This window comes from Aquitalea sp. S1-19, assembly GCF_024343515.1.
In genome coordinates this window covers 1-18,514 of sequence record NZ_RJTZ01000069.1, presented here as the reverse complement: position 1 = coordinate 18,514, position 18,514 = coordinate 1, and the positions used below count along the sequence as shown (strand labels likewise).

The following is an 18,514-nucleotide window of genomic DNA, read 5'->3' as shown; positions in this document are numbered from 1 at the left end:
GGCCACCAAGCGCTTACGCTCCAGCGGAAACTGGGAATTCATTGTTCGGCGCAAGGGTATTTTGCCCAAGCCAGCTACGTTCACATTTACCAACGAGGCCGAAGGCGACGCCTATTGCCTCCGCCTTGAGTCGCTACTTGATCGCGGCATCGTTCCTGATGACCTGCTCGACCAGAAGCCGCACCTCGCCACCATTGCCGATGCGATCCGCGGCTACCTGATTGCCGTTGATGTATCCGCAGCCGATAGGCCGGTGCTTGGTGTGCTGCTCGATAGGGTAGGCGGTGCCACGCTGACCGCTGTCGATTACGCATGGGTCGAATCATGGGTGCGCAGCATGAAGCAAACCCAGCAGCTCGCCCCATCATCCATCCGCCACTATGTTGGCGCGCTGGCGCGCTGTCTCGACTGGGTAACGCGCAGTGCTGGCAGCGTGTTCATCTCCAATCCGCTGCGCCAGCTGCCGCGCCGCTACGCGAACTACACCCCGAGCGATGCGGCCGTGCTGCGTGGCGACGATGGCAAGGCGACGATCCCCAGCGATATTGCCCGCGACCGGCGACTAAACCCTGGCGAAGAGGCGGCCATTCGCGCCATGCTCGCCGGCGCCACGCCAGAAGGACGCGAACGCCCGCTAGCGCTCAAATGGCAGGGTGCGCTGGAATGCCTGTTTGACCTGGCGCTTGAAACGGCCATGCGCATGCGTGAAATCTACACACTGGAGCTTTCGCAGATTGACCTTGAGAAACGCACCATCTTTCTGGATAAAACCAAGAATGGCGACAAGCGGCAAATTCCGCTCTCCAGCGTGGCGCTGGCGGTTCTGGCGCGCTATCGCGAGCAAGTCGAAAGCGGCACCCGCGGCATGGCCGGCTTTAGTCTGAGCCGTGGCCGGCTATTTCCCTGGCTAAGCAATACCGATGCCGCTGGACTCAGACGCATCACCTCGCTTCTGTCCGCACAGTTTTCCCGCGTGTTTGAGGTGTCCGGCTGTGCCGACCTCAAGTTTCACGACCTGCGGCATGAGGCCACCAGCCGCCTATTCGAGCGTACCAAGATGTCCGACCTGCAAATTGCCAAGGTGACCGGCCACCGCGACCCGCGCATGCTGGCACGCTACGCAAACCTGCGCGGCTCGGATCTGGCTGATCTGATGTGGTAATGCAAAACGGGCCAGATATGGCCCGTTGTGTTGTTTAGTATGGATATTCGCCCTTACTGGCGGCGTGCTTCTGGCCTCCGTAGCTGCTGCGTGCCGGTTGTCTCGGTGGTTTATTGCTGTCCGCTGGCTGCTGCGCATCGTCGCGTTTCCCGCCTTGCATGCTCACTTCATTGATGCGCACATCTGGCGACAGGCGCTTAATACCGTCCCTATCTGTCCATTCGCGCAGTGTCAGCTGGCCGTATACTGTCACCTGCTGCCCTTTGATCAAATAGGGCAGTAGCGCCTCGGCGCGCTTACCCCACACCTGGCAGCCAAACCAGTTGGTGGTCTTTTTTTCGCCAAAGCCGATATCGCTGGCCACGCGAAACGACAGCACCGCATCGCCGCCCTGGGTATATTTCAGCTCGCTATCCGCGACTACGCGGCCGTCAAAGGTGATGCTGTTCATCTCAGTGCTCCCAGTATTCTTTGCCGGCGATATCGCCCAGCATTCGTTTCTCTTCGATCTTGCGGCGGGCATTGGCCCTGTCGATCGCGGCAGCGCTGGCGCGCCGTGGCTCGCGTGGCAGGTGGCTGTCCAGCCCGCGATGCGTCACGACAAATCCTGCCCAGCTGCATGGGTCTTTCATCGGGTGCGCCATACTCATGCGTGTGCAGCCTCCAGCTTGTCCAGATCCGGGCGCTTGCGCGTGGCCGGCTGGCGGCGTGGTGCGCCAAATGTCGGCATGCCCGGCGTGCGGCCTGCCAGCGTCTTGTCTGCCTCTTGCGCGGCGCGGCGCTCATTGGTCTGGCGGCGGGTCTCGGAGCGCAAGTAATCCATCAAGTCCTGCCGGATAAATACCCAGCCCTTTCCGACGCGGGCACCGATCACCACGCCGGTGGATGCCAGCTCTTGCATCAGCGAGGCGCTGATCTTCAGTAGTTCTGCGGCTTCGGTCATATCCAGTGTTTCATTCATTTTGCTGTCCTCGCTGTTTCCATTGCCTTGAGTTCTTGCCCGCGCTGGTGGCCGTACATGTAGTAAGGCTGCTGTGGCTGTTGCGGCTCTTTGCCGTTGAATCCGTCAAAATGGCCCATTCGGTACAGGTCTTGCGTTGGCATCGTGGTCTTTCTCAGTGGTCATGGCTGGCCGGCCTGCCGGTTTCTGAGGACGGCACTCCGGTTGTGTTATTCGGAGCAAGCCGGCCAGCCATGACCGCTTGCGCGGTCTGCTTGCTAGTACACCTCCACCTTTACGCGTAGCGCAGTGCCTTCTTCGCTGTCGCCGTCATCGTCCAGCAGCACGATGTATTCCCCCTTAGTCGGCACGCAGGCCATCACCGTTTCGCCCATTGCCTCCGTCAGGCTGGCAGCCACATCCAGCCCCGGCATCCGCTCAAGCGGGATTCTGATATTGATAAACGGATAGCCTTGCTCGCAGGCATCCGCCCAGGCGCGCATCCCGATCCAGCCGTTGGCACGGCTCGCCAGCGCATCGGTCGCTTGCAGCGCCGGCAGCAGGCGATTGATCCGCGTAACGCGTTGCTGAAACTGGCGCGTCTCGCGTTCGATAATCCTTACGTACAAATTCGTCATTGGCCTTGCTCCGTTAATTCATGCGCATCGATCACGCCGTGAGCCAGCGCGCGGCGCAGCTTGTCGCCCGCTGCCTGCATCAGCCCAGCCTCTTCCTCGGTCTTGGCATTGACCGCGTAGTCGGCGCGGCCAGCCAAGCGCAAGAAAGCGCCAAATGCCCGGGCCTCCTGCGGTGTCAGCTTGGCGTGCACTTCGATTATTTGTGCCATGGTGGCGTCCTTTTTGGTTTGGTTCAGGCGATTGCCTGGCTAAGTTGCTTGATCAGTCGATTGACCTTGGCGATTTCTGCCGAGACCAGATCCGGCGCGTCCGGCTCGCTATGGCTCAGCACCGGTGCGGTGGCTATGATCCGCGCCAGTTCGGCGGCTTGTTGTTCAGGGCTTTGCAAGGTCACGCCCTGCAATATCTTCTGGCGGGTCGGCTTTTCGATGCGGCTGGCCTGATGCTCGGCCTCGCGCTTCACCTGGGCGATGACCTCCAGCCCGCGGCCATGCGCCGGCTGCTGGTAATTGCGGCTGATGGCCTTGATTTCGGCATGCATCGCCACGCGCTGGCGCGTTTCAGCTGATTTTTGCTCGGCTTCGACCATGCGGCGCTCGATATCTGCCTGCACCCAGCTCGACAGCGTGCCGTCGTCGTTACTGTTGATCTCGCGCTCGAAGCGATATTTGTCCAGCGCGGCCTTTTTCGCCTGGCGAATCTGGGCCAATTCGGCCGCCGGCTTGAATCCGTCGTCTTCCGGCTGGATGGCGCGCATCAATCTGTCCATCTCAGCCTCGTTTTCCCAGCGCTCATAGTCTTCTGCGGTGGGCATCGGGGCCGGCTTCAGGCTGGAAAATTTCATTTCCGTAGAGTTATTGACACGAGTCCAAGGGCAGGCTACGCCTGCTTTAAGATCAACCCCCCGGCCGATCGTCCAATCGTGGGTGCGCGTCGACACCACCATGCCGCTCTCGGTATCCACCACGCCAGCCACCGAATCTGCGCGGGCTTCGCCGTAGATATTCATCCCGGCATTCGCGATCTTGACCGTCTTGAGCGGCATCGCCTTGCGCTGCGCTTCCCAGCCGCCCATCAGCTCGACAAAGCGACCCCAGTTGCCCGCATCGGCTGCCATCGCCGCCAGCTGGATCACCGTCTCTGCGCCGTCGTGCTTCCAGCGGCGCAGCTCGCGCCAGATACCCACCGGCGGCCCGCCTACTTGCTGAAACTGGCGGATGCCCCATGCCGATGCAAAGGCATTCACGCGCTGCGCGGTGGCGCGGGCATCGTTGCTGCCTGTGCCGTCGTCGCTGGCATCAAAGTCAATCCCGACCGACTCGCCATCATTGCGCTCGCCGTCAATGTTCTTGGCGATGTATTTGATGATGTAGCCGGTGGCCGTGCCCTTGTTCCAGTCAATCGGCTTGAATTCGATACGGGCAACGATTCCGGCCCATACGCCAGCGGCCGGCTCGCGCCAGAAGGCGCGCTCGTTGCCGATACGCACGGCCAGCGCGCCCAGCGTCTCTTTGCTGCCGGCAGCCTTCATCTCGCGCGCCTGCGCCTTTGCCAGCTTGGCGGTCAGCGCATAGCTCAGGCCCAGCTCGTCGCGGTCTTCGCGTACCGCGTGGCAAGCCACAATGGCGCGAAAACGTGCCACCTTCTCTGGGCGCATGAAAAACAGGCCGTGGTAATGCGGTGTGCCGTCGTGGTGTGGCTCGGCAACGCGCAGCCCGTAAATGCGGATGCCCTCGCGCGCCAGCTGGGCCGTAATGCGCCCCCATACCTTTTGCAGATAATCCGCTGCCTCGCGCGGCGTGGTGCCGGCATACTTGGGATTGGCGCGGCCGGTCTTGGCTTTCACCGCATGAAAGCGGCTCGGCGTGGTCAGGGTGATAAATTCACCGGCCAGCCCCACGCTTTGCGCGATGGTCTCCATGCCGGCCATGCGGCAAATCAGCTCGGCGCGGCGGATCTTGGGGTTGGATACGCCTTTCTCTGCCAGCTCGGTCAGGGTGAATGACTGTCCCAGCTCGTTCACTGCCACCATGCCGTCCAGCAGGGCGCTATTGCGTGCCTTCTGGCTGGTGCGAATCGCCAGCGTATCGTTGCTGACGTACAGCTGGCGCTGCTTGCACACCATACCAAGCTCAATGGCCAGCGCTTCACCCGCACGCACCCGATGGCGGCGCAAGGCACGGCGCCACCACTTATCGTGACCCAGCCGGCGCGCCACGGCGTTCTCCGTCTCGCCGTAAGGCAACTCCACGCCGTAATGGGCGCAGCGGGCAGCAAGATCGGCAACGGACGCGCCACGGGCCGACATCAAGTCGAACTCCTTGGCGCGTTCGTTGGCAAACTCGCACAACTGCCCATCCGACGCGCCCAGCGCCAGACGGTATTCAGGGAACTCCAGCGCCAGATTGCGCAGCCACAAGTTCGCCTCGCGCTCGCGGCCATCATCCAGTATGCCGATACGGACAGCGGCAGGGCGCAAGGCGCGGCCGCGAATGGCCAGATAGCGGCGGGCAATGCCCTGGCGCAGGTGAAACGGGAAGCGCGCCACCATCTCGCGCCCCCAGTCATCCATCCTGTCCAGCAAGCTAGGCTTGGCTGCGCTCATGCCAGCCCGCCCAGCGCAGTACGTACGGCGATCATCTTCCTCATGGCCATATCAAACATAGCGCCCTCTTCGGTGTGCTCCATCCATGCACCCACTGCGCTGACAGCCGGGCTACCTTCTGCTGCGTTCACACACAAATCCAGTGCCACATCCATCCCTGCCGTGGTGGCGATGGCATGCACCAGCTCCTCCAGCATCTCCATGTCTTGCTGGCGCGGCGCGTCCGGTATGTTGCTGAGCAGTGCCTTCAGGCTCGCGGGTGTGAGTTTTGGCGTCATGCTGTGTCCTTATGCCGCAATGCGGCTGTTGATGGATGGGGCATGGGCGCGTGCGCCGGCGGCCAGCTTGGCCAGCGCCAGACTGTGATCAAACAGCGCGCCGTCAATATCGCCAGCCAGTCGCGCCGTATCCGCGATAGAGGGTCGATTCAGCGGCAAGCCCTGCTGCGCGATCAGGGTGTTCACCAGCGCGCCCAGGCTCTGAATGCCGGCCAGTGCGCTTTGCACCTGGCTGATCGCATCCAGTTGCGCCGGCGTCAGTACCTTGGCCTGCAAAGCGGTGACGGTTTCCAGTGGCGGGCGGGTTTCGCTGATCGCGGCATGGCCGCTTGGGGTGCTGGCCTTGGTGCTCAGAAACGCCAGCGCGTGGCGGAAATCCTGATAGGCGGCGGTGTCTTTGGCGGCTTGCATCACATCCACCCCAGCGACAGAAACACATGCGGCAGGCCGCCCATGGCCAGCGCCGCCAGCAGCGCCAGTGGCAACTGGCGCGCAAACAGGCGCGCCTCCGATGGCTGGCGGGTTCGCCAGTTGGGCGAATAGCAGCAAGTGCCATTGCTGAATCGGGTTTGGGTCATGGTTTTCATGGTGCTCTCCGGTGCGTTTTCGTGGATTTAGGCCAAGCCGTCCCCGCCATGCCGTCAAAACGGCATGCCATGGCTGGCGCTTGGGTGGGTTATTCCGGGATCGGCAGCGCCATCTGGCGCTTGTCTATGGGCGGGAACTTGCGCGGCGACAGCTTGAGGCGGTATTCAAGCTTGCCCAGGCTGGCCGGCTTGGCGGTCCAGACCGGATCGCCTTCCAGCGTGCGGAACTGGCCGCAGCACTGATCATTGGTGCAGCTGTAATAGCCCTCGCGGACCTCGCGGGACAGCATGCGGCTGGAGCGCTTGCGGGCCACATGGCCGCAAGCCGGACACAAATACGACATCACTTACACCCCTTGCACTTTTCTTTGCCGCCATCTTTGGCGCATTCGCAACTCATACCGACTTCACACAACACCATCAGCGCATCCAGATACTTGGTAGTCACCAGTACATAGCCCGACGCATCGATCAGCTTGTCGATCTTGCCGATCGGGATGCCGTTATTGCCGGACAAAAAGCGGTTGACGTTGCTTTCATCCCAGCCTACTGCGCGGGCAATGTCCGGCCTGTCGCGCCCGCTGAGGGCTTGGCGTAGTGCGTGTTCGATGCGTCCGTGATACATGGCGGCCTCCTGCTGGTGGCGTGAATGACATGCAATTTTCTAGGCGTGTAAATGCCCGCCGGCTGGCGTAGTGTCTGGCTTGGGGGGGAGGCTGGCGCGGTGGGCGATGCAGGCGCGGCGTATCAACAGGCGCACCAGTGACGACACGCTGCGGTCTTCCAGTTCGGCCACTTCGCGGATGGTGACGTAGTCTTCCGGCGTGAGGCGCAGCGACACGGCGGTTTCGATCTTGGCGGGGCTTGGTGTACCCGTTTCCGGGTGTTTGCGGTATTCTCTACTCATTTTTGTTTGTCCCATTCGAGTTTTCCGGCTCTATGGGATGTCAAGATACATCGTTTATTTTGTTCGTGCAACAAACAAGACGATGTATTTGCATTGAGGTGCTTTACATTTGTCTATCCATGACCGGCTATTTGAGGAGCGCCAGCGTCTCTGCCTGACGCAAACACAGGCTGGACAAGCCGCCGGCGTGACGATGGTGACGTGGCAAAACTGGGAGCGGTATGACCGATTCCCGAACGCCGACGCACTCGCCAAGCTTTTTGCGGCGGGCTTTGATGTGCTCTATGTCGTGACCGGCACGCGCAACAATGCAGAGCTCTCCAATGAGCAGGCGCAGGTGGTCGCGCAAATGGCGACCATGGATGCACGCGGGGTGGCGATCCTAATGAATACATCGCAGTCGATAACCGATACCAACCCACAGAAGGCTGGCTAAGTCGCGTCCCGGCCGCGACTGGCGGCCGCTGATTTCTTGTTTGTAAAGGGGTTGTCGTGTCCGATCTTTCCGTTCTGGTGCTGCTGTCTGTCTGGCTGGCTTGTCCGATCCTGATCTGGCGGGCGGTGTATCGCTGTGATGTTGCCCAGAAATACGGCATCTTCACGCGACATGTTTCCGGCGCGCTGGTCGGCGGTGTGGCGCTACTCCCTGTCGTGGTAGTGACCAGTCTGCTCGCTGGCAGCGGCTGGCTCTATCCGGTGGCTTGTGGTTGCTTGGCCACGTGCTGGTATCTTGCCCGGCGCATTGCCACGCCCGATCCGGTTGCCGAGCCGGCAAAACCATCGCCTGCATCGTCTGTTCTGGCCGACGAGCCCACAGAGCGCCCCGCCTCTTCGCCTGTGCCTCTGGCGCCCATTGATTCCGCGCCGCCTGCTGTAGCGCCCGACAAGCCTCATGTGCCCGCGACCAATCCAGATGCTGTTTCCGAAGCGCAGTTTATTGCCCGCTGCGAAGCGGTAGCGGCCGATGGCTGGATAGACGATGGCGAGGCTTTCCAGTTGCAAGACCTGCTGCGCGCCAGTCCGTGGCTGCTGAGCAACCCGCGCATCGGCCAGCTCTACCGCTTGCTGGATGAGTCGCTACAGGATGGCGAGATCGATCCAATCGAGAGCCTTGACCTGATCGCGCTGATCGAGTCGATCGGCGGCAATGTGCCGGCGGAAGCGTTCAGCGACTGGGAGCCGGTGGGCCGCCCGAAACGCACCCGCCCGGCGCGGCGCACGATCGAAGGCAGCAAGCTGGATGTGATCAATTTTGCCTACCTGAATGCCAAGGGCGAAACCAGTGACCGCAGAATGGTGGTGCGCATGATTGATGGCGAGCGCTTTGCCGGTCGCTGCCTGCTGCGCAATGCGCATCGCACCTTTCGCCTGGATAGGGTGCAGGGCGTGGTGACCTCAGAGCTGACCGGCGAGGTGGCCGACGCCATGGGCTGGGCGGATGGCATCGTTGAGGCCCATGCGCAGGCTGAAATGGCGCGCAGCAAGGCGGCGGCCAGCATTGGTAATGTGACTGATTTTTCCTCGGCATCTATGAGCGTTTCCGAACTCAAAGCCGTTGGCGCGCTGGAGATTTCCTTTACCGGCTTTGCCTCGGCCAAGCGCGAATCGCTCGAAGATATGGCGGCCGGGTCTTACTTTATCGTGCGTAAAAATGTCACCCAAAATCTAAACCTGCTGTGTGCCGGCCCGCGCGCTGGCACCAGCAAGCTTGAAAAGGCGCAGGCGATGGGGGCTTCCATCCTTGACGAAGATGATTTCTTGCTGATGGTGAAAGAGGCAGCCGACGCCTGATGAATGCATCGCAACCGATAGGCGGCACCAACCCGCAAAAGGCGGGCTAAGTGCGCCGCGCCACCCCAAAGGGTCGACCATGAATTTACATCACCGCCTGCAATCCGAGCGCGCCCGCTTAGGACTTGGCCAAATGAGTGCAGCCAAGCTGGCCGGCGTGTCGGCCTCGACTTACGCCGCATGGGAAGCTGGCACACGGGCGGCCAAGACCGATGCGCTGCTTCTGCTCGGCGATGCCGGCTTTGATGTCGGCTTTGTATTGGGCAGCGTGCACCAGGCAGCGGCGCTCTCGCCTGAACTGGCCGAAGTAACAGCCCTATGGAGCCGGCTGGACGAACGCACGCGGCGCATGCTGCTGGCCGCCATGCGCGAGGCCGACCCATGCGCTTGAGCCCCAGCACCGCCCGCTTGCTGGCCAGCCCCCGCGCCCGATCCGGCCGCCGCGACACAATGACGCGGCGCTACCTGCCCGCCCCAGCCAAGCCGCGCTAGCGGCGGGCGCACGGGCATAGCTGATAGCGGCGGGCTTTTTCCATCACCTTGTTTTCGTGCATGTCCAGCGCAAACAAGATGGCGTCTGCCAGCTTGTCCGGTTGCGCAGCCAGATGCGGTAGAGCGTGGATCAGGTACTGCCGTGCGTTAGCCCGCCCCCATAACCCGCCCAGATGCTCAACCACGGCGGATAGCGCCTCGTGCGCATCCGTTTCTTTTTTTTCCTGAATGGTGTTTTCCTGCATGACGCCCTCCAATATCCAGCAGTTTGATGAATTGACCGGCCGCATTCTTGGCCGGCTGTATGAATCTTTCCCGCTGCCGATGTCGCTGCTCGCCGCCAAGTTTATCGGTGACGACAAAATCAACCTCTGCGATCCGCGAGGCGTCCCGGCGCCTTCCCACGAAGAAAAGCTGTTTGTAGCGACGGTGCGATGGCTGGCGGGCTCCGGCTATCTCACGCACGATAAGCCGTGCAACTCGCCCGACTTCCCGTGCTGCGTGCTAACCCCGAAAGGGCTTGAGGTGTTGCGGCTGGTGCCGGAAAGCCTGCAGGCCCCGCTTGGTGCGCAGCTGGCCGACGCGGCACGATCGCAGGCTGCGCCCATGCTGTCGGCGCTGGTGGTGCAGGTGCTATCGGCTGGCGCTCAGTTCCTCGCGCGCTAGCCTTGCGGCTTACTTGATGTCTTCCAGCTTCATCTCCAGCGCCAGCCGGGTGATCAGGCCGTTATCGTCCAGCGTGTGGGTGACGCTGGCGATGACCCATCCACAGGCATCGATGGCCGGCTTGAAGCCCTGCACGGTGGCCGGCAGCTCCGGCATGATCTCCGGCCGGCCACGGGCGAGGGTGATTTCAAAGCTGGCCACGCCGCGCTGCAACTTTTCCCATGCGCTGCGTGCGCCCTGCCATGCCGCTGTTTCGCTGGCGTAGGTGTGGCGCAGCTGCTTGATGTTGTCGGCGCTGGCCTCGATGGCTTCGCGCTGGGTGACGGTCAGTTTTTTGGTCTTGAGCACTTTGCCGCGCTTGCCGACTTGGTTCTTGCGCTCGAAGTTGGTGTTCTTGTCGACCAACACTTCGCCGCGCTTGCCGCCTTCCACATCTTGCCAGTAGGCGCGCACGGCGGTGTAGTTGTCGCGGTCGGCAATGGAAAAGCGGTGGCTGTCGCCATCGCTGCGCAAGATCGTCACCGGCGGCATAGGCAGGCCGCTGGCGGTGGTGGCATCACCCGCCCTGATAAACAGCAGTCGTCCGGCCTTGACGGTGGCGATGGCATCCCATTCGCCGGCCAGCCGCGTGGCCAGCGCGATATCGCTTTCGCCTTGCTGGTCCAGATGCGGCACTTTGCGCGCCGCCAGCTCGGGCGGGATAACCGCCTTCAGGCCGTTGGCTTCGGCCAGCGTGCGGATAATCTCGCCCAAGGTCTTGCCGTGAAAGCTGCGCTCTTTACGCTGGGCAATGCCGGCACGCAGGTCGGCAGATCGGGCGCGCAGGGTGATCTTGTCGGGTGCGCCGCTGTGCTCGATCTCGTCTACGGTGTAATCGCCCTTATCCACCATCAGCCCGCCACGCCAGCCCAGCGCCAGCTTGATCTTGGCGCCACGGGTGGGCAGATCGAGCTTGCCGTCGGCGTCGTCCAGCTCGATATCCAGCTGGTCGGCCTCGAAGCCACGGGCATCGGTCAGGCTGAGCGAGATCAGGCGCGGCGCGATATTGGCGCTAATGTCACGGCCTGACAGGCTCAGGCTAAAGGCGGGGCTATCGGTGCGGGTCAGGTCGATATTCATGGCAGCCAGCCTTGCAAGCCCGGCACCATGGCGGATAGCTGGCCGGTAATCTGGCCCAGCATGTCGGAGAGCGAATCGCCATCGACCCGCTTGAGGCTGAGGGTAAATTCAATGCGCCGCGCCTTGCCGTCGCTATGGAACAAGGTGCGGCCGGCTTCCAGCGATTCGATCATGTAAAAGCCCCAGATTTCGCCACCGCCATCGATCAGCGGCCATGCGCGCCCCTGATCGGCCATCAGCCGCACCATGGATAGGGCGGTGTCGCCGCCGGTCAGCTCTGGCACCAGCACGCCGGACAGGGTGACGGTCTCATCGTCCGGCCCCAAAAACTGCACGCTCTTGCGCTGGCCGACGCGGCTATTGCCCGGCAATCGCCAGCCGGCGCGGTGTTGCAGCTGCTGGTAGGGCAGGGTGTCCATCGCGAACACAAACATGCCCAGCGTCATCATCGGTAAGCCTTGCATGGTTAATCCCTGTCGGTGAGGCGTGAGCGGCCGCGTGCGGCCTGCTGGCGCTGGGCCTTGTCGATCTCTTGCGCCACCAGCCGAGCCAGTGCGCGCTCGTCCATGCCGGGCGCGGCGTTGACGGTGATGCTGATGGGGCCGGCTGCTGCGTTCTGGCTGGCCGCTGCGCCGGGCTGGCTTAGTGGCGGGCGGTTGTCTAGCGGCAGCGTGCCGGCCATGGCGACGCCCGCGCCCAGCGTGAGACCTGCGCCGGCGGCGGTGAGCTTTTTGGCGGTGGCCATTACCGCCTGCAAGGGGCTTGCCTGCCCGTCATTCAGCCCCTGCGCCAAGCCTTGCATGGTGTAGCCGCCCAGCTGCGCAAAGACGCGCGATGGCGAGTGGATGCCGAGCTTTTCTTTAAACCAGCCGATGGCCGATGCCCCCGCGCCGGCGATGGCGTTTTTGACGGTGGCGAGCCCTGCCACGATTCCGTTGGCTAATCCCTGCATTAGGTTGATGCCGAAACCGGCGAATACCCTCGATGGCGAGTGGATGCCGAAAATGGACTTCACCACATCAAGCAGGCCGTAAGCCACTCGCTTAATTACGCCATACAGTCCAAGCGTCGCGGCGTTCAGGCCTGCTTCGAGCCCCTGAAGGATGAATCTGCCTACCCCCGCCCAATCGCCTGATTTGAATAGCTTCATCAGCTGCCCCCAGTTGGCGACCACGTGCATGATTGCGCCGGCAATGCCAATGATTATTGCCGCAATCGGATTTGCCCTTGCCAGTCCGCCCAAGAAGCCAATGCTTCGGTAGACCATAGCAAATGCCGACCCTGCCTTTCCGATGATGCCGATGCCGCTGGTCAGCATGATGCCGAAGCTGGCGATCGCGAATCTTGCCACAATGAAAGGCCCGGCAATGCCTGCAATCGCCAGCATCAGCCCACCCGACACCACCAGCATGCCGGCGATGACGGCGGCAGCCTTTACCATGGTTGCGGTTAGCTCCGGGTTGGCTTTGGTCCATGCGGTGACTTTGTCGGTGATGCCACCTATGGCGGTCATAATCTCCATCAGTGGCTGGCGCAGCGTGCTACCCAGTCCGCTGGACTGGTTGAACAGCTTGTTTTGCAGCATCAGCGCCTGCGCGCTCAGGGTGTCGTTCTTGGCGTCGCCTTCGCGTGCCATGCTGCCACTGGCGCCTTGCGCCTTGACCAGCGCCAGTTGCTTGCGGTACTCGCCCAGATTGTCTGCGAGCTTGGCGGCGTCATCGCCGTATTCCTTGCCGAACAAATCGACCATCACGCCCATGCGCTTGGCTTCTGGTAGCTTCTTGACCGCCTCCAGTACCTTCATGATGGTGCCGGTGCTGTCTTTTGCCATGCTGGCCTGAACTTTTTCCGCACTCAACCCCAGCTCATCCAGCCCACGCTGGAATCGTTTTGGCTGTTTCTCTGCGATGGCCAGTTCGCGCACCATGGCCTTGGTGGCGGTGGCGGCAATTTCTGCCGAGGCGCCCAGCGACAGGAAGGTGCTGCCCAGCGCTGCGGCCTCTTTGTAGTTCATGCTCCCCGTGCTGCCGGCGATGCGCTGCATTACGTTGATGATGTCCGCGCCCTTGGACTGCGCGTTGTCATCCAGATAGTTAATGACGTCGCCCAGCTGCTCGATGTTCTTGATCGGGATCTTGTAAATGTTGGCGATCTTGCCGAGGTCTTCGCTGATCTGCTCGGCCGGTAAATCAAACGCGGTGCTGGCCAGCGCGGCCGTCTTAGCGAAGGCGAGCAGATTATCTTTGCCCTGGATGCCCATGCGGGCAGCCCCCTCTATCAGTGCCGCAATCTCGGTGGTAGCCATCGGTATTTTTTCGGCCATGGCCTTGATGGCGTCGCCCATCTGGTAGTAGACCGTGGTGAGCTTGCCGCCTGCATCGCGGGCCCCTTCAACCTGACGGGCCACGCCCAGCATGGCATCCTCGAAGCTGACATAGTCGCGAACCATTTTTGCAATTGGCGCTCCCACAACGGCACCGGCTGCCATGGTGCTGACGCCCGCACCGGCCAGCGTGTCGCGAGTGGCGATGGCTTTGTCGTATCTTGCACGCGTCGCTATCATCTGCTGCTGCGTCTTGTTGACGCGCTTCAGCTGTTCTTCTTGTTTGCGCAGCGCAGCTGTTGCGCTGTCAGTGTTGCGCTTGAGTTCTTCCTCGTGACGGGCAAGCTGATGTGTCTTGATGCCGGCGCTATTCAGTGCCGCTCGCTGCTCGACGATCACGGCAGCCAGCTTCCCGCGTCTTTCTGTCAGATCTTTTATTCGCCTGTTTTCATCCTTCAGTTTTGACTGCGTATTGCGGTAGCTGTTAATTGCTTTGTTTTTTTCCTTCTCTGCGCTCTCCATCGCGGCGCGGGCTTGATGTTGTAGCGTGGCTTGCTTTGCTGTTGGCTCGTGCGTTAATGCGATCGCCTTGCTGATGGCCGTATATTCCGCCTTTGCCATCTTGACTCTGGCTAGTGCATTTTCCTTCGCCTCCTTGTTGAACCCTACCTTTAGCTGCAGATCTTTGGCGGCTTTTTGCGATTCGCGCAGCGCTTCTGTTGACTTCTTGGCTTGCTCTCTAAGCTGCTTGAAGCCATCCATGCTGGATTGCCGCTTGTTCAGTTGATCCAGCTCTGAGCGCGCCGACTTCACTGCCCGCGATAGCTCGCGGCTGCCCCGCATGGCCGACTTGAGCGGGCCGGTGATCTTGTCCACCGCCTGCAGGTTTACTTCCAGCCTGAGATTGCGCCCGCTCATTCGTCTGCTCCGTTTCTTAGCCTGGCGCGCTCGCGCCATTGCATTAGCTCTACCAGTGTCATGCCGTCCATTTCTCGCGGCGGCCAGTGAAACACCACCGCGATATCCGCCATTGCGTCGTCAATTACGCGAGGGATGTATCCGGCTTGCTGGCATTCGGCAACAAAAAACCGGACACCACGATTCCGGCCTGCATCAGGTCGGCCACGTCCATGCGCCCGACTTCATGCTCGGTGAGGGCGGGGGTGGTGATGCGCGGCAAGACTTTGGCCAGTGCGTCTACATCCATCTGGATCAGGTCAGTTAGCGCGATGCCGCGCAGCTCGCCGGCCAGTGGTTTGCGCAGGCTCAGTTCGGTGATTTCGGTGTCGCCGCGTTTGATTGGGGCGTCGAGGGTGATTTTGTTCATGGTGTGCTTTCAGTGACAGGCCGGCTTGTGGCCGGCCTGTTGGCTAGGGGTGAGGATGGCGCTTACAGGCCAATCGCTTTGCGGTGCTCGGCCAGACGGTCTTCGCCGCCGACTTTTTCGACCATGTTTACGAGGTCAATCTCGATCAGGTCTTCGCCGTTGATGCTGAGCTTGTAATAGCTGAGCGCAGACTTGACCTTGAATTCGGTATCGTCGCCGGCCTTGGCGCTGCCGGGGTCGATCTCTTCATGCCGGCCACGGCAGACGATTTCGACTGCATCCACGGCATCGGTGTCGTCGCGCTGGTAGGCACCGGCAAAACGCAGCATGACGCCATCGATTTTGGCGATGCCGAAGTCGCGGTAGATTTCAGCCATGATGCCGCCGTAGCTGTGTTCCAGCTCCAGCGCCTCCATGCCCATGTCCACCTTGACTTCACCGGTCATGCCGGCACCGCGCCAGCCTTCCATTTTGCGGGCGATCTTGGGCAGGGTGACTTCAGCGGCTTGGCCGATGAAGTTTTCACCGTTGTAAAACACGTTGAAGTGTTTGAGTTTGCGGGGCAGAGCCATTCTTCGTTCCTTTCGGGTTAGCCGTTGATGCGTGCGGCGAAGTCAACCAGATAGCGGTCGGTGATGCGCTGCTGCAGCATCAGGTTTTCCAGCGGCGGTACCGGGGTGTAGTCGTAGTCGATATACAGCTTGCCGCTCTTGAGCACTTCCTTGCTGTTGGCTTCTTCGTTGAACCAGCAGTCAAAGCCCAGCAGGTAGCCTTGTGCCACCAGTTCGCGGCCCTTGGCCTTGATGCCTTCGACGATGTCCTTCACCAGGCTTGGGTGCATTGGCTTGTCGATGGCCCACATGTGCGCATCGGCCATGGTGTCGGCCAGCACTTGCGCGGTGCGGGTGTAGTTTTCAAAGGCAAACAGCGGGTCGTCCGAGCAAGTGCGCGAGCCCCAGAAGCGATAGCCGCTAGACTGGATCAGGGCGGTGACGTCTTTTTCGTTGAGGTAGCCGACATCGGTGGCGGGGTCTTGCAGATCCCACGTCAGATCGATGCTGATGCCGGTCACGCCATTTACGCCGACGTTGGACAGGGTCTTGTGCCAGCCGGTCTCTTCGTCGATCTTGGCGCGCAGGCCGCAGGCAAAGGCGGTGGCCGGCGCTTCGACGGACTTGTTTTCTGTCGTGGACCAGCTTACCCAGTTCGGGAAGATGACCATCGCTTCGCGCGCAGCCAGCGTGTCGCGATAGGCGGCGGCCTCTTCTTTGGTGTCGCAGTCATGCGCGGACAGGTAGGCAAAGGCGCGCAGCTTTTGCGCAATGCTGACCAGCGCGGTGGCGACGGCGGCATTGTCCAGCCCCGGTACCGCCAAAATGCGCGGCTTGACCTTGAGGGTGTTGTTGGCTGCTAGCAGGGCTTTCATGCCGGTAAATTTACCGTCCAGACTGGTGCCGCCAATGATGTTGCTGGTGGTTTCGGCTTCGTCAGCGCCATCGGCCACGCGCACCACGACCACCATGGGCTTGGCTTGTGCGGCGATGGCTTCTAGTGTTGGCTTGAGCGTGCCCTTGGTGCCTGCCTTGCCGATGGCCTCTTGCACGTTACCCGCCAGCAGCACCGGCGTATCCAGCGGGAAGGCCACGGCATCCGCGTCGCTGGCGGTGCACACGATGCCGATAATGGCGGTGGCGATGGTACGGATAGGGCGGGTGCCTTCGTTGATCTCTACGACGCGCACGCCGTGGTGATAATCTTGCGCCATGCTTTCATTCTCCGGAGTTGAGCATACATGGCGATTTTGCCCGCCCGCGCCCGTATTTGGCGTTGGGCTTGTTGTCTGAAGAATGGATAGGTCTATGGATGGGGCGGCCCGACTGGCTCGGCTGGCGTGCGATATTGCACGCTCGGCAACGGATGGCGACATGCTGGCGGTGGTTGACCGTGTGGCGGAAAGAAGCGTGGCGCTCAGCCTGAAGTCTCAACCTCTTCGCCCTTGCCTGGCGTCGTTGCTGCGGGATGCCGCCCATGATGGCGCCGCGCGCCATGATCGGCGCTTACGTGCTCGGGCCATGCTGACCGAGCGCGAGCGGGATGTAGCCAGGCTGCTTGAATGCGGGCTTTCGAATGGCGCAATGGCTGCGCAGCTTGACATCAGCCCTCGCACGATTCGCGCCCATCTTGAGTCGATGAGCCAGAAGCTATTCACCCGCAACCGCACCGAGTTGCTATCACGTTTGCTTGGTTTTTGACATTGGCGCATGCGCCGATGCTTGCGAGAGTGCGTGCAATCATAATTCGCCTCTTTCCCACGGAGGCCCCATGCAATCCATCCCTCGCTCTACCGCCATGCAAATCAATCCGATGATCGGCAGCACCCCCCGCGACACGCTAGCCAATGTTTGCGACAGCCTTGATGCCGCCGCGTCCAATTCAGACGCCGGCCTTGCGCTACTGCTGCGCAGCATGTCCGCTACGCTGCGATATGAGCTAAGCCGCTCGGCTTGTTAGCTTGAACGCGCCAAGCACCGATGCCCGCAACCCAAACGTCTGCGCATGGCTAGCATGGGCGACCCAGCTTTTGATGCTGGGCGTGATGTCGTTTAGGCTGATTTCGCCAGCCGCGTATTGCCGCTTAAACTTTCTCAGCTTGGTCTTGATGCGCTTGATGCTGTCCACCCGCAATCGTCGGTGCGTCGGGTAGATCCGGTAACCCAAAAAATCCAGCGCGCGGCCATTGCGCACGGCGACCGGGAAAACTTGTGTCTTGTGGTTGGTCTTTAGGCGTAGCTCGCGCCACAGCCAGTCCTCGATGCGCGCCCTGGCGCGATGCAGGTGCTGCTTGTCGTGGTGGACGATGATGAAGTCGTCCATGTAGCGGCAGTAGTGCCGCTCGCCCAGCGCGTGCTTGGCGTAATCGTCTAGCTCATGCAGATAGATATTGGCGCACAACTGGCTTGTCAGGTTGCCGATCGGCAAGCCAACTGGCGCCAGCCCGCTCTCTGCGGTGCTATCTATGATGGCGTCCAGTAGCGCCAGTGTCGGCGCGCAGGTGATGCGCCGGCGGATCAGCTGCTTGATGATGCCGTGATCGATGCTGGCGAAGAACTTGCCGATGTCGGCCTTGAGCGCATACACGCGTCCGTGCTGTCTTTGCACGCGGCGCAAAAAATCCTGCGCCCGATCTGCGCCAGCGTGAGTGCCTTTGCCTGGGCGGCAGGCGTAGCTATCAAAATGGAAACGTGCTTCCCATATCGGCTCTATCACCCCGACGATGGCGTGCTGCACGACGCGGTCGCGAAACGGCAACGCAGCCACCACACGGTGCTTGGGCTCGAACACGTCAAATAGCCGGTACTGGCCTGTCCGGTACATGCCCCAGATCAGTTCATTTTGCAGCTGGATCAGGTTGCCTTCCAGATCCTGCTCGAAGCGCAGCACCTCAAGCCGGTTTCGCTTGCCGGCGCGGGCTCTCCGGTAGGCCTGATACAGGTTTTCGAAATCGTAAATTTGCGGGAATAGGTTGTTATAAGTTTTTGGCATGGGGGCGTGCTGACTTTCGTTTTGCTACTCACCAGCACGGTTTGTTTAATGTTTCGCCAATAGGCGAGGATGTCGCGTCCTTTTGATGGCGCACTGGCGGCAAGCCCGTAGGCTGGCCGCTTCTGGCTTTCCTCAA

At 61.4% G+C, this 18,514-nt stretch carries 28 protein-coding genes; 7 read left to right on the top strand and 21 right to left on the bottom strand.

Annotation, left to right across the window (positions count from 1 at the left end):
* The coding region (locus EGI20_RS11425) for a site-specific integrase (RefSeq protein ID WP_498631562.1) at nt 1-1,162 on the top strand (1,162 nt) is incomplete at its 5' end.
* A 34-nt stretch (nt 1,163-1,196) separates the two neighbouring features.
* On the opposite strand, the gene EGI20_RS11420 is transcribed toward EGI20_RS11425, so the two are convergent.
* From EGI20_RS11420 to EGI20_RS11365, 12 genes are all read right to left on the bottom strand, one after another.
* Nucleotides 1,197-1,613 (bottom strand): single-stranded DNA-binding protein, encoded by a 417-nt coding sequence (locus EGI20_RS11420; RefSeq protein ID WP_498631561.1) that lies wholly within the window; start codon nt 1,611-1,613, stop codon nt 1,197-1,199.
* A 1-nt stretch (nt 1,614) separates the two neighbouring features.
* Complete coding sequence (locus EGI20_RS11415) at nt 1,615-1,812, bottom strand: hypothetical protein (RefSeq protein WP_498631560.1); 198 nt, start codon at nt 1,810-1,812, stop codon at nt 1,615-1,617.
* Nucleotides 1,809-2,123, bottom strand: coding sequence for a helix-turn-helix domain-containing protein (locus tag EGI20_RS11410; protein ID WP_498631559.1), 315 nt, complete (start codon nt 2,121-2,123; stop codon nt 1,809-1,811). Before EGI20_RS11410 ends, EGI20_RS11415 begins: the two co-directional genes overlap by 4 nt.
* Nucleotides 2,124-2,380: 257 nt before the next feature.
* Entirely contained in the window at nt 2,381-2,740 is a 360-nt protein-coding gene (locus EGI20_RS11405) for a hypothetical protein (RefSeq protein WP_498631558.1), read from the bottom strand.
* Nucleotides 2,737-2,949: a DUF7706 family protein gene (locus EGI20_RS11400; protein ID WP_498631557.1), complete on the bottom strand. Its 213-nt coding sequence runs from the start codon at nt 2,947-2,949 to the stop codon at nt 2,737-2,739. The genes EGI20_RS11405 and EGI20_RS11400 overlap by 4 nt, the downstream gene beginning before the upstream one ends.
* Nucleotides 2,950-2,972: 23 nt before the next feature.
* Nucleotides 2,973-5,345, bottom strand: a complete 2,373-nt coding sequence (locus EGI20_RS11395) for a replication endonuclease (RefSeq protein WP_498631556.1) — start codon at nt 5,343-5,345, stop codon at nt 2,973-2,975.
* Nucleotides 5,342-5,623: a hypothetical protein gene (locus tag EGI20_RS11390; RefSeq protein WP_498631555.1), complete on the bottom strand. Its 282-nt coding sequence runs from the start codon at nt 5,621-5,623 to the stop codon at nt 5,342-5,344. The genes EGI20_RS11395 and EGI20_RS11390 overlap by 4 nt, the downstream gene beginning before the upstream one ends.
* A gap of 9 nt (nt 5,624-5,632) precedes the next feature.
* Entirely contained in the window at nt 5,633-6,034 is a 402-nt protein-coding gene (locus EGI20_RS11385) for a hypothetical protein (protein WP_498631554.1), read from the bottom strand.
* On the bottom strand, nt 6,034-6,210 hold the full coding sequence (locus EGI20_RS11380) for a hypothetical protein (protein ID WP_498631553.1): 177 nt from the start codon (nt 6,208-6,210) through the stop codon (nt 6,034-6,036). Before EGI20_RS11380 ends, EGI20_RS11385 begins: the two co-directional genes overlap by 1 nt.
* Nucleotides 6,211-6,299: 89 nt before the next feature.
* On the bottom strand, nt 6,300-6,554 hold the full coding sequence (locus tag EGI20_RS11375) for an Ogr/Delta-like zinc finger protein (RefSeq protein WP_498631552.1): 255 nt from the start codon (nt 6,552-6,554) through the stop codon (nt 6,300-6,302).
* Complete coding sequence (locus tag EGI20_RS11370; protein ID WP_498631551.1) at nt 6,554-6,835, bottom strand: hypothetical protein; 282 nt, start codon at nt 6,833-6,835, stop codon at nt 6,554-6,556. The genes EGI20_RS11375 and EGI20_RS11370 overlap by 1 nt, the downstream gene beginning before the upstream one ends.
* A gap of 39 nt (nt 6,836-6,874) precedes the next feature.
* Nucleotides 6,875-7,117 carry a hypothetical protein gene (locus EGI20_RS11365; RefSeq protein ID WP_498631550.1) on the bottom strand — a complete coding sequence of 81 codons (243 nt, stop codon included), beginning with the start codon at nt 7,115-7,117 and terminating at the stop codon, nt 6,875-6,877.
* Nucleotides 7,118-7,226: 109 nt separating this feature from the next.
* On the opposite strand from EGI20_RS11365, the gene EGI20_RS11360 reads away from it, so the two are divergent.
* The 3 genes from EGI20_RS11360 to EGI20_RS11350 all read left to right on the top strand — a co-directional run bounded on the left by EGI20_RS11360 (nt 7,227) and on the right by EGI20_RS11350 (nt 9,299).
* Complete coding sequence (locus EGI20_RS11360; protein WP_498631549.1) at nt 7,227-7,553, top strand: helix-turn-helix domain-containing protein; 327 nt, start codon at nt 7,227-7,229, stop codon at nt 7,551-7,553.
* A 56-nt stretch (nt 7,554-7,609) separates the two neighbouring features.
* Nucleotides 7,610-8,908, top strand: a complete 1,299-nt coding sequence (locus tag EGI20_RS11355; protein ID WP_498631548.1) for a hypothetical protein — start codon at nt 7,610-7,612, stop codon at nt 8,906-8,908.
* A 79-nt stretch (nt 8,909-8,987) separates the two neighbouring features.
* Nucleotides 8,988-9,299, top strand: a complete 312-nt coding sequence (locus EGI20_RS11350; RefSeq protein WP_498631547.1) for a helix-turn-helix transcriptional regulator — start codon at nt 8,988-8,990, stop codon at nt 9,297-9,299.
* 97 nt (nt 9,300-9,396) lie between these two features.
* Here EGI20_RS11350 and EGI20_RS11345 read toward each other — a convergent pair whose 3' ends face one another.
* Nucleotides 9,397-9,645, bottom strand: coding sequence for a hypothetical protein (locus EGI20_RS11345; protein WP_498631546.1), 249 nt, complete (start codon nt 9,643-9,645; stop codon nt 9,397-9,399).
* Between EGI20_RS11345 and EGI20_RS11340 the strand changes: the two genes are divergently transcribed.
* Complete coding sequence (locus EGI20_RS11340; protein ID WP_498631545.1) at nt 9,644-10,066, top strand: hypothetical protein; 423 nt, start codon at nt 9,644-9,646, stop codon at nt 10,064-10,066. The two genes, EGI20_RS11345 and EGI20_RS11340, sit on opposite strands and share 2 nt — an antisense overlap.
* Nucleotides 10,067-10,075: 9 nt before the next feature.
* Here the strand turns inward: EGI20_RS11340 and EGI20_RS11335 are convergent, their stop codons facing one another.
* The 7 genes from EGI20_RS11335 to EGI20_RS11305 all read right to left on the bottom strand — a co-directional run bounded on the left by EGI20_RS11335 (nt 10,076) and on the right by EGI20_RS11305 (nt 16,600).
* Nucleotides 10,076-11,185 (bottom strand): phage late control D family protein, encoded by a 1,110-nt coding sequence (locus EGI20_RS11335; protein WP_498631544.1) that lies wholly within the window; start codon nt 11,183-11,185, stop codon nt 10,076-10,078.
* Nucleotides 11,182-11,649: a phage tail protein gene (locus tag EGI20_RS11330; RefSeq protein ID WP_498631543.1), complete on the bottom strand. Its 468-nt coding sequence runs from the start codon at nt 11,647-11,649 to the stop codon at nt 11,182-11,184. The genes EGI20_RS11335 and EGI20_RS11330 overlap by 4 nt, the downstream gene beginning before the upstream one ends.
* A gap of 2 nt (nt 11,650-11,651) precedes the next feature.
* Complete coding sequence (locus tag EGI20_RS11325; RefSeq protein ID WP_498631542.1) at nt 11,652-14,426, bottom strand: phage tail tape measure protein; 2,775 nt, start codon at nt 14,424-14,426, stop codon at nt 11,652-11,654.
* Complete coding sequence (locus EGI20_RS11320; protein WP_283773061.1) at nt 14,423-14,539, bottom strand: GpE family phage tail protein; 117 nt, start codon at nt 14,537-14,539, stop codon at nt 14,423-14,425. The genes EGI20_RS11325 and EGI20_RS11320 overlap by 4 nt, the downstream gene beginning before the upstream one ends.
* An 11-nt stretch (nt 14,540-14,550) precedes the next feature.
* Complete coding sequence (locus EGI20_RS11315) at nt 14,551-14,835, bottom strand: phage tail assembly protein (RefSeq protein WP_498631541.1); 285 nt, start codon at nt 14,833-14,835, stop codon at nt 14,551-14,553.
* Between the two features lie 62 nt (nt 14,836-14,897).
* On the bottom strand, nt 14,898-15,407 hold the full coding sequence (locus EGI20_RS11310) for a phage major tail tube protein (RefSeq protein ID WP_498631540.1): 510 nt from the start codon (nt 15,405-15,407) through the stop codon (nt 14,898-14,900).
* 17 nt (nt 15,408-15,424) lie between these two features.
* Nucleotides 15,425-16,600, bottom strand: coding sequence for a phage tail sheath protein (locus EGI20_RS11305; protein ID WP_498631539.1), 1,176 nt, complete (start codon nt 16,598-16,600; stop codon nt 15,425-15,427).
* A 94-nt stretch (nt 16,601-16,694) separates the two neighbouring features.
* Here EGI20_RS11305 and EGI20_RS11300 point away from each other — a divergent pair, with 94 nt between their 5' ends.
* Together EGI20_RS11300 and EGI20_RS11295 are read left to right on the top strand one after the other, a co-directional pair.
* Nucleotides 16,695-17,087, top strand: a complete 393-nt coding sequence (locus tag EGI20_RS11300) for a helix-turn-helix transcriptional regulator (RefSeq protein ID WP_498631538.1) — start codon at nt 16,695-16,697, stop codon at nt 17,085-17,087.
* Nucleotides 17,088-17,157: 70 nt separating this feature from the next.
* Entirely contained in the window at nt 17,158-17,346 is a 189-nt protein-coding gene (locus tag EGI20_RS11295) for a hypothetical protein (protein ID WP_498631537.1), read from the top strand.
* Here the strand turns inward: EGI20_RS11295 and EGI20_RS11290 are convergent.
* Complete coding sequence (locus EGI20_RS11290; protein ID WP_498631536.1) at nt 17,326-18,378, bottom strand: reverse transcriptase domain-containing protein; 1,053 nt, start codon at nt 18,376-18,378, stop codon at nt 17,326-17,328. The genes EGI20_RS11295 and EGI20_RS11290 overlap by 21 nt on opposite strands.
* Between the last annotated feature and the right edge of the window lie 136 nt (nt 18,379-18,514).